We start from the raw sequence: 9764 nt of genomic DNA on the forward strand, positions 1-9764 counted from the left end.
CGGCGATGAAGCCCGACTGCGATCTGCTGGTCCTGGGCGGCGGCATCAGCGGCGCCGGCGTGGCGCTGGAGGCCGCCCGCCGCGGCCTGCGCGTGACCCTGGTGGAGGCCCGCGACTACGCCTGGGGCGCCTCCAGCCGCAGCAGCAAGCTGGTGCACGGCGGCCTGCGCTACCTGCAAAGCGGCGCGCTGCACCTGACGCGCGAATCGGTGCAGGAGCGCGAGGCCCTGCTGCGCGAGCTGCCCGGCCTGGTCGAGCGCATCGGCTTCGTGATGGCGCACCGCCGCCCCTTCGGGCCGGGCCGCCGCACGATGCAGATCGGCCTGCGCCTGTACGACCACCTGGCCGGCCGGCGCGCCCGCGGCTGGGCCAGCAACGCCGACATCCCCTGGCTGGTGCCCGGCCTGGCCACCGACGACGGCGCCAGCCTCTACGAAGACGCCACCACCGACGACGCCCGCCTGACCCTGCGGGTGCTGCAGGAGGCCCGCAGCCTGGGCGCCGAGCTGCACAACCACACCACGCTGACCGCGCTGCAGCGCGATGCGCGGGGCCAGATCCGCGGCGCCACGCTGCGCGGGCCGGACGGCTTCGAGCGCAGCCTGGCCTGCCGCTGCATCGTCAGCGCCAGCGGGCCCTGGCTGGGCACGGTGGCCACGCTGGCCGGCGCCGCGCCGCCGCGGCTGCGCCCGCTGCGCGGCAGCCACCTGCTGCTGCCGCTGTGGCGCCTGCCGCTGGCCCGCGCGGTGGCCTGGCGCCACCCGGAAGACGGACGCCCCGTCTTCGCCTACCCCTGGCAGGGCCGGCTGATCGTGGGCACCACCGACCTGGACCACCCCGACCTGGGCACCGAGCCGCGCATCCAGCCCGAGGAGCTGCGCTACCTGCTGGCGGCCCTGGCCCACAGCTTTCCCCGGGCCGGCGTGAGCGCCGCCGACGTGCAGTGCACCTGGGCCGGCGTGCGGCCGGTGATCGCCAGCGACCAGCCGATGGCCCCTTCGCAGGAAAGCCGCGAGCACCTGGTCTGGGCGCAGGACGGCCTGGTGGCCCTGGCCGGCGGCAAGCTCACCACCTTCCGCCGCATGGCCCAGGCCGCGCTGGCCGCCGCCCGGCCCTGGCTGCCCGCGCTGCCGCTGCCGGTGCACCACGACATCCTGCCCGCCCACGCGCCGGTGGCCGGCGTGCCGCTGCGCTGGCAGGGCCGCTGGGGCGCGCTGGCCGGCCAGGCCGCCCGCGGCGCGCTCATCCCCGGCACCACCACCCGCTGGGGCGAGCTGCGCCACAGCCTGCTGCACGAGCAGGTGCGCCACCTGGACGACCTGCTGCTGCGCCGCAGCCGCCTGGGCCTGCTGATGCCCGGCTTTGCCGCCGACCTGCTGCCCGCACTGCAGCCGCTGTGCCAGGAGACGCTGGGCTGGTCGGCCGAGCACTTCCGGCAGGAGCGGGACCGCTACCTGGACCGGATGACCACCACCCACGGGGTGCCCGCATGAAAGACCTGATCCTGGCCATCGACCTGGGCACGCAGTCGGTGCGGGCCCTGCTGTTCGCGCTGGACGGCAGCCTGGTGGCCCGCGCCCAGCAGGTCTTTGCCGACTACCAGCGGCCCCAGCCCGGCTGGATGACGCACGACGGCGAGGGCTTCTGGCAGGCCGCCGCGGCCTGCTGCCAGCGCCTGTGGGTCACGCAGGAAGCGGCCCGGGTGGCCGGCGTGGCCGTCACCACCCAGCGCGCCTCCATGGTGCCGGTGGACGCCCAGGGCCGCTGCCTGGCGCCGGCCATCATCTGGCCCGACCAGCGCCGCGCCACCCAGCTGCCGCGGGTGGCCGCGCACTGGCGCGCAGCCTTCGCGCTGACCGGCCTGTCGGGCACGGTGCGCCGCTTCCAGCAGGACGCCGAGCTCAACTGGTGGGCCCAGCACGAACCGGCCCTGCACGGCCGGGCCCACGCCTTCCTGCTGATGTCGGGCCTGCTCAACCAGCGCCTGACCGGCCGCCTGGTGGACAGCATCGGCAGCCAGGTGGCCTACCTGCCCTTCGACAGCCGGCGCCAGCAGTGGGCGGCGCGCGGCTCCTGGCACTGGCAGGCCCTGGCCCTGCGGCCCGAGCAGCTGCCCGCGCTGCAGCCGGTGGGCAGCGTGCTGGGCGAGGTCACGCGCGAGGCCGCCGCCGCCACCGGCCTGCCGGTGGGCACGCCGGTGCTGGCCGCCGCGGCCGACAAGGCCTGCGAGGTGCTGGGCGCCGGCGCCTTCGACCCCCACGGCGGCGGCATCGGCGCGCTGAGCTACGGCACCACCGCCACCCTCAACCTCACCAGCGCCCGCTACCTGGAGCCCGAGCGCTTCGTGCCGCCCTACCCGGCCGCCGTGCCCGGCCACTACAGCGCCGAGGTGCAGGTCACCCGCGGCTTCTGGCTGGTGAGCTGGTTCCGCGACCAGTTCGGCCAGCCCGAGCAGGCCGCCGCCGAGGTGCTGGGCGTGGCGCCCGAAACCCTGTTCGACGAGCTGGTGGCCCAGGTGCCGCCGGGCTCGCTGGGCCTGACGCTGCAGCCCACCTGGAGCCCCGGGGTGCGCCACCCCGGCCCCGAGGCCAAGGGCGCCATCATCGGCTTCGGCGAGGCCCACACCCGCGCCCACCTCTACCGCGCCATCCTGGAAGGCCTGGCCTATGCGCTGCGCGAGGGCCGCGAGCGGCTGGAGCGGCGCTCGGGCCAGCCCATCACCCAGCTGCGCGCCAGCGGCGGCGGAGCCCAGAGCGACGCGGTGCTGCAGCTCACCGCCGATGTCTTCCGCCTGCGGGTGGGCCGGCCCCACACCCACGAGACTTCGGGCCTGGGCGCGGCCATCGACGCCGCGGTGGGCCTGGGCCTGCAGCCGGATTTCCCGACCGCGGTGGCGCGCATGACCCGGGTGGCGACATGGTTCGAGCCCCGCGCCGAGGCGGCCGACCTCTACGATGCCCTGTACGCCGAGGTCTACCGCCCGCTCTACGCCCGCCTGCGGCCGCTGTACCGCCGCATCCAGGCCATCACCGGCTATCCCGCCTGAACGCGGTCCGAACCCGCTCGCCTGAACCTGTCCTTCCGGAGGCCCGCCATGGACTGGAGCACCCACAGCGTCAGCAACCAGGTCGACGAACTGCGCGACGTGGACCTGCTGGCCATCGACCCGGCGCTGCAGCAGCACCTGCGGCGCCTGGGCGCAGCCTGGGCCCTGCCCGGCCTGCACGCCTACGGCACGGCCCTGGGCCGCAGCACCACCTTCGAGCAGGCCGCCCAGGCCAATGCCCAGGGCCCGGTGCTGCAGCGCTTTGACGCCCGCGGGCGGCGCATCGACGACGTGCGCTTTCATCCCGACTGGCACGCCCTGCTGACCCTGCTGCGCGGCCAGGGCTGGATGGCCCGGCCTTTTGCCGACCGCCGCCCGGGCCGCTGGGCCGCCGCCGCGGCCGGCATGCTGCTGCACGGCCAGGTGGAGGCCGGCAGCCTGTGCCCGGCCACCATGACCCAGGCCGCCATCCCGGTGCTGCGGCGCGACCCAGCCCTGTGGGCCTGGCTGGGCGAGCGCCTGCTGGATGCGCGGCACGATCCGAGCGACCGCCCGATCGACGCCAAGCCGTCCATCTGGCTGGGCATGGGCATGACCGAGAAGCAGGGCGGCTCGGACGTGCGGGCCAACACCACCACCGCCACGCCCATCGGCAGCCCGGACAGCGCCGAAGCCCTGCTGCGCGGCCACAAGTGGTTCTACTCGGCCCCCAGCAGCGACGCCCACCTGGTGGTGGCGCGCACGGCCGAGGGCGGCCTGTCCTGCTACCTGGTGCCGCGCTGGCGGCCCGACGGCCGGCGCAACGCGGTGCGCATCCAGCGCCTGAAGGACAAGCTGGGCAACCGCAGCAACGCCAGCGGCGAGGTGGAGTTCGAGGACGCCTGGGGCCTGCGGGTGGGCGAGCCCGGCCGCGGCATCCCCACCATCCTGGAGATGGCCACCCACACCCGGCTGAACTGCGTGCTGGGCAGCACCGCGCTGATGCGCGCGGGCCTGGTCCAGGCCCTGGCCTATGCGCGCCAGCGCCAGGCCTTCGGCCGGCCGCTGGCGCAGCAGCCGCTGATGCGCAGCGTGCTGGCCGACCTGGCGCTGGAGAGCGAGGCCGCGCTGGTGCTGGCCCTGCGCCTGGCCCAGGCCTTCGAGGACGCCGAGGGCCACGCGCCCGACCCGCTGGCCCGCGCCTGGCAGCGGCTGATGACGCCCGCCGCCAAGCTCTGGGTGTGCAAGCGCGCGGTGGCCCAGGCCGGCGAGGCGCTGGAGGTGCTGGGCGGCAACGGCTATGTGGAAGAGAGCAGCCTGGCCCGCCTGTACCGCGAGGCGCCGGTCAACTCGGTGTGGGAGGGCTCGGGCAATGTGATGGCCCTGGACCTTCTGCGCGCCCTGGGCCGCGAACGCGAGGCGGCCCAGCGGCTGTGGGACGACCTGGCCGAGGGCTGCGGTGACGAGCCGCGGCTGCGCGCCGCGCTGCACGCGCTGGCACCGGTCTGGCAGGGCCCCACGGACGCCGCGGAAGGCCAGGCCCGGCAGATCACCCAGCGCCTGGTGCTGCTGGCCCAGGCGGTGCTGCTGCGCCGCCATGCGCCGGCGGCGGTGGCCGAGGGCTTCATCGCCACCCGCTTCGGGCCGGACACCGGCGGCATCTTCGGCGCGCTGGACCCGGCGGCGCTGGACGTGGACGCCCTGCTGGCACGGGCGCTGCCCGAGGCCCCGCCGGACGGCCTCTGAGCACCGCCCCGGCCGGGCCGCTCAGGCCACCGGCCGGGGCCGGTCCGGCTGCAGAGCCGCGGCCACCGCATGGCGCAGCACCGACAGGTCCACCGGCTTGGCCAGGAAGGCGGCCCAGCCCGGACCGGCGGCGCGGCGGTCGTCGTCAGTGGCTTGGGCGGTCAGCGCGATGCAGGGCAGCTCGGCCAGGCGCGGGTTCTCGCGCAGGCAGCGGTGCAGTTCGGGGCCTCCGAAGTCCGGCAGGCGGAAGTCGATGAGCATCAGGTCCGGCGGGTCCGCCTGGGCCAGCCGCAGGGCCTCGCCCGCGGTGCCGGCCACCCGCACCTGGTGGCCGTCCAGCCCCAGCGCCTGGGTCACCAGCAGGGCGCTGACCGGGTCGTCCTCCACGCACAGCACACGGGCGGGCCGCACCTGCGGCGCCTCGGTGCGTTGCAGGCCGGTGTCGGGGCGCGCCGGGGCCTCGGCGGCGGCCAGCGAGATCCAGAAGGTCGAGCCCGCGCCCGGGTCGCTGAGAAAGCCCATGCGCCCGCCCATGGCCTCCACCAGGCGGCGGCTGATGCTCAGGCCGATGCCGGTGCCCGGCACGCTGGAGCGGGCCTGGTCCAGGCGGTTGAAGGGCTCGAACACATGGGGCTGCTAGGCCAGGCTGATGCCCAGGCCGGTGTCGGCCACCGACAGCGTCCAGTGACCGGCCTCGGCCGCCACCTCGATGCGCACCCGCCCGCCCTCGCGGTTGTACTTGACAGCGTTGCTCAGCAGGTTGATCAGCACCTGGCGCAGGCGCAGCGGGTCGGCATGGACATGGTGACCGGCCAGGGCCGGCGGTGTTTCGATCGCGATGTGGCGCCGCGCGGCATCGGCCTGCACCATGGCCACGGCCTCGCCCAGCAGCGGGGCCAGCGCCACGGTGCGGCAGTCCAGCGCCAGCTGGCCGGCCTCGATGCGGGAGAGGTCCAGCAGCTCGTCGATCATGCCCAGCAGGTGCCAGCCCGACTGCAGCAGCAGCTGCAGCCGCTCGTGCTGGCGCGGCAGCGGCGCGCGGCCCAGCTCGGTCTGCAGCAGCTGGGCAAAGCCCAGCACCGCGTTGAGCGGCGTGCGCAGCTCGTGGCTCATGTGCGAGAGCAGCGCGCTCTTGGCCTGGCTGCGGGCCTCGGCCCGGGCGGTCTGCTCGCGCAGCTGTTGGGCCTCCAGCTGGTCGGTCACGTCCATCAGGGAATAGACGGCGCCCCCCAACGGTCCACCCGCCACCCGGGCCCGGTGCAGCATGAGCTGCCGCACGCTGCCGGTGGGAGAGCGCAGCGTGGTCAGCACGCCCTGGCCATCACGGGCGGCCTGCAGCGGCACGCGCTCGGCCAGCGACTGACCGATCAGCTCCTCGGGCCGGCTGGCCCCCAGCAAGCGGGCGCCGGCCGGGTTGAGCTGGACGATGCGCTCCTGCCGGTCCACCAGGCACAGCAGCACCGGCGTGGCGTCGGCCATGGAACGCAGCAGGGCCTCGCCGGCCTGCACCTGCCGCAGCTGCTGCTGGAGCCGCTCGCGCACCGCGCCGATCAGCACGGTCGGGATGACGGTCACCAGCATGGCCGTCACGGCCATCGGCGCATCGATGGTGCGGGTCTGCTGCAGCAGCATGCGTCCCAGCGCGTACTCGGCATTGAGCAGCACGGAAGCCAGCACCGCGGCCACCGCGGCGAGCAGGAAACCGCCGTTCAGGGCCACCGCGCCCAGCAGCACCATCATGAGCAGAAAGGGGGTGCTCACCCACTGCGGCAGGAACCAGCAGGCCAGGGCCACGAGCAGCAAGGCGCCCAGAGAACGCCAACGCAGCAGTCGCGACAGCGGAGAGCCATGGGCCAGCACCCACAGGCCCAGCGGCAGCAGGGTCACGGCGCCGAAGAAGCTGCTGACCACCCAGGACCACCACAGGTTCCCCAGCGAGGGCCCCAGCGGCGTGCCGGCCAGGGTGGGCACGATCAGACAGGCCGCGCCGCCGCCGAAGGCCGCCGGCACGGCCCCGCCCAAGGCCATGGACCGCAGCAAGTGGGCCGGCTCGGTCAGTGCGCGTCGCGGCTGCACATGCCGCTCCAGCAGCCACGCGGCCAGGGCGATCTGGGACAGGTTGGCCGGGATGAAGGACACGGCCAGGCGCCAGGGGTCGCCGTAGCTGAGGTTGGCCGCCGGGATGACCAGCACCAGCCCCAGCAGGGGCCAGCGGCGCTGTGCCGGTGGCAGCATCAGCAGCCAGAGCACCGCCAGCGCGTCCGGCAGCCAGAGGGAGGAGATCTCCTGCGGCTGGCGGGACAGCATGATGCAGCCCAGGGCCAGCAGGTAGTAGCCGACCCAGCCGGCCAGCACGAAGGCTGGCGTGGCCTGCCGCCGGCCCCACAGGCCGCTGCCGGACTCTTCCGCAGGGTTGAACGGCGAAGCGGAACCGGACACCATCTCGGATTTCCCTGGGGCGCGGCCCCTGCGCATGAACGGGTCAATGTCGGGAAGTATCGCCGCTCGGGGGGGCCCGTGCCGGTGTCCGCGAACGGCCCTGCCCCCTGCGGCGGGGACAGGACCGCCGGCGCGCGCTCAGGCCAGGTCGAAGCGGTCCAGGTTCATGACCTTGGTCCAGGCCGCGACGAAGTCCTGCACGAACCGGGTCTTCGCATCGCTGCTGGCATAGACCTCGGCCAGGGCGCGCAGCACCGCGTTGGAGCCGAAGACCAGGTCGGCCCGGCTGGCGCGGTGCTTGACTGCGCCGCTGCGGCGGTCACGCCCTTCGAAGACCTCGGCGCTGGCGTCGGCGGCCTGCCAGGCGGTGGCCATGTCCAGCAGGTTCACGAAGAAGTCGTTGCTGAGCACACCCACCCGGTCGGTGAAGACACCCAGGTCGCTGCCGTCGGCATTGGCGCCCAGCACCCGCAGGCCGCCCACCAGCACGGTCAGCTCGGGCGCGGTCAGCGTGAGCTGCTGGGCTTTGTCGATCAGCAGAGCCTCGGTCGAGGTCTTGCCCTGGCCGCGGCCAAAGTTGCGGAAGCCTTCGGCCGCCGGCTCCATCACCGCGAAGGAGGCGACCTCGGTCTGGTCCTGGCGCGCATCGACCCGCCCCGGGGTGAAGGGCACTTCGACGGTCACGCCGGCCGCCTTCGCCGCCTGCTCCACGCCGACCCCGCCGGCCAGCACGATCACATCGGCGAGCGACGCCTTGCCGCTGGCCTGCTGCACGGCCTGCAGCACCGGCAGCACCTTCGCCGCCCGCTGGTTGACCGCCCAGTCCTTTTGCGGGGCCAGGGCCAGGCGCGCACCGTTGGCACCGCCGCGCTTGTCACCACCGCGGAAGGTCGAGGCCGAAGCCCAGGCCACCGAAACCAGGTCGCCCACCGACAGGCCGGTGGCCGCGATGCGGGCCTTCAGGTCGGCGATGTCGGCCGCGGTGGGGGCGTGCACCGGCGCGGGCAGCGGGTCCTGCCAGACCAGCTCTTCCTTGGGCACTTCCGGGCCCAGGTAGCGGGCCTTGGGGCCCATGTCGCGGTGGGTGAGCTTGAACCAGGCCCGGGCGAAGGCCTCGTTGAAGGCCTGCGGGTCGTTCAGGAACCTGCGCGAGATCTTCTCGAACCCGGGGTCGAAGCGCAGCGTGAGGTCGGTCACCAGCATGGTGGGCTTGCGCTTCCTGGCCGGGTCGAAGGGGTCGGGGATGTTCTCGGGGGCATCCTGGGCCTCGAACTGGATGGCGCCGGCCGGGCTGCGCACCTGCACCCACTCGTACTTGAACAGGTTCTCGAAGTACTGGTGGCTCCACTGGGTGGGGGTCTGGGTCCAGACCACCTCCAGGCCGGAGGTGATGGCATCGGCGCCCACGCCCGAGCCATGGCTGCTGGTCCAGCCCAGGCCCTGCTGCTCGATGGGCGCGGCCTCGGGGTCGGCCCCCACGTGGCTGGCCGAGGCGGCACCGTGTGTCTTGCCCAGGGTGTGGCCACCGGCGATCAGGGCGACGATCTCCTCGTCGTCCATGGCCATGTTGCCGAAGGTGGCGCGGATGGCAGGCGCGGCCGAGGCCGGGTCACCGCTGGCGTTGGGACCTTCGGGGTTCACGTAAATCAGCCCCATCTCGGTGGCGGCCAGCGGGTGCTTGGCCAGGGCCTCGGGGTCGCGGTGGGCCAGCCAGGCCTTCTCATCGCCCCAGTTCACGTCCAGGTCGGGTTCCCACACATCCTCGCGGCCGGCGCCGAAACCGAAGGTGCGGAAGCCGCTGTTCTCCAGCGCCACATTGCCGGCCAGGATCATCAGGTCGGCCCAGGAGATGGCCTGCCCATACTTCTGCTTGATCGGCCACAGCAGGCGGCGGGCCTTGTCCAGGCTGACGTTGTCAGGCCAGCTGTTGAGCGGCGCGAAGCGCTGCTGGCCACGGCCGGCACCGCCCCGGCCATCGACCATGCGGTAGGTGCCGGCACTGTGCCAGGCCATGCGGATGAACAGGCCGGCGTAGCTGCCCCAGTCGGCCGGCCACCAGTCCTGCGAATCGGTCAGCAGGGCCTTCAGGTCGGCCTTCAGGGCGGCGTAGTCCAGGCTCTGGAAGGCGGCGCGGTAGTCGAAGCCCTCGCCCAGCGGGTTGGAGCGCTCGGAATGCTGGTTCAGCAGGTCCACCCGCAGCTGCTGGGGCCACCAGTCGCGGTTGCTGGTGCCGGTGCCGGCGGCTTGGGCGTGGAAGGGGCACTTGGCTTCTTGGGACATCGGCTTCTCCTCGAATCGAGCGGTTGGAGTGGTGAACGCCGGACCCGACAGGTCACGGTCGGGTCGCGGTCGTTGTGGTGTGGACCCGATTCTGGGAAGTTCGTGCCCCCAAGGCGAGACAAGGATTTCAATGGCGGCGATAGCGCCCTGGTGACCTGCACCCCTCAGGCCGTACCAATGTGAAGTAGCAAGGGGTCCGCCATTCAGGAGAATCGCGGACATGAGGAAGAGCAAGTTCACAGAGGAACAGATCATCGGGTTCCTCAAGCAGGCC

General features: G+C 73.7%; 5 protein-coding genes and 1 pseudogene. 3 read left to right on the forward strand and 3 right to left on the reverse strand.

The window, feature by feature from the left end:
• The first annotated feature begins 5 nt into the window (after positions 1–5).
• From M0L44_RS16880 to M0L44_RS16890, 3 genes are read left to right on the forward strand one after another with little or no spacing between them, the layout of a single operon-like run.
• Positions 6–1493 (forward strand): glycerol-3-phosphate dehydrogenase/oxidase, encoded by a 1488-nt coding sequence (locus M0L44_RS16880; protein WP_252770968.1) that lies wholly within the window; start codon positions 6–8, stop codon positions 1491–1493.
• Positions 1490–3046: an FGGY-family carbohydrate kinase gene (locus tag M0L44_RS16885; RefSeq protein ID WP_252770969.1), complete on the forward strand. Its 1557-nt coding sequence runs from the start codon at positions 1490–1492 to the stop codon at positions 3044–3046. Before M0L44_RS16880 ends, M0L44_RS16885 begins: the two co-directional genes overlap by 4 nt.
• A 48-nt stretch (positions 3047–3094) precedes the next feature.
• Complete coding sequence (locus tag M0L44_RS16890; protein ID WP_252770970.1) at positions 3095–4771, forward strand: acyl-CoA dehydrogenase family protein; 1677 nt, start codon at positions 3095–3097, stop codon at positions 4769–4771.
• Positions 4772–4792: 21 nt separating this feature from the next.
• Here M0L44_RS16890 and M0L44_RS16895 read toward each other — a convergent pair whose 3' ends face one another.
• The 3 genes and pseudogenes from M0L44_RS16895 to katG all read right to left on the reverse strand — a co-directional run bounded on the left by M0L44_RS16895 (position 4793) and on the right by katG (position 9490).
• Complete coding sequence (locus tag M0L44_RS16895; protein ID WP_354004140.1) at positions 4793–5182, reverse strand: response regulator; 390 nt, start codon at positions 5180–5182, stop codon at positions 4793–4795.
• A 69-nt stretch (positions 5183–5251) separates the two neighbouring features.
• A pseudogene (locus M0L44_RS16900) lies at positions 5252–7246 on the reverse strand (sensor histidine kinase); the annotation flags it as partial.
• A 102-nt stretch (positions 7247–7348) separates the two neighbouring features.
• Positions 7349–9490 (reverse strand): catalase/peroxidase HPI, encoded by a 2142-nt coding sequence (katG, locus tag M0L44_RS16905; RefSeq protein WP_252770971.1) that lies wholly within the window; start codon positions 9488–9490, stop codon positions 7349–7351.
• Positions 9491–9764 lie beyond the last annotated feature (274 nt).

The organism is Ideonella oryzae, assembly GCF_024055665.1.
Lineage (GTDB): Bacteria > Pseudomonadota > Gammaproteobacteria > Burkholderiales > Burkholderiaceae_C > Ideonella > Ideonella oryzae.

What these genes read in the sequence shown, in the direction of transcription:
- katG (WP_252770971.1), bottom strand. Translation starts at nt 9,490, where the DNA reads ATGTCCCAAGAAGCCAAGTGCCCCTTCCACGCCCAAGCCGCCGGCACC.
- M0L44_RS16880 (WP_252770968.1), top strand. Translation starts at nt 6, where the DNA reads ATGAAGCCCGACTGCGATCTGCTGGTCCTGGGCGGCGGCATCAGCGGC.
- M0L44_RS16885 (WP_252770969.1), top strand. Translation starts at nt 1,490, where the DNA reads ATGAAAGACCTGATCCTGGCCATCGACCTGGGCACGCAGTCGGTGCGG.
- M0L44_RS16890 (WP_252770970.1), top strand. Translation starts at nt 3,095, where the DNA reads ATGGACTGGAGCACCCACAGCGTCAGCAACCAGGTCGACGAACTGCGC.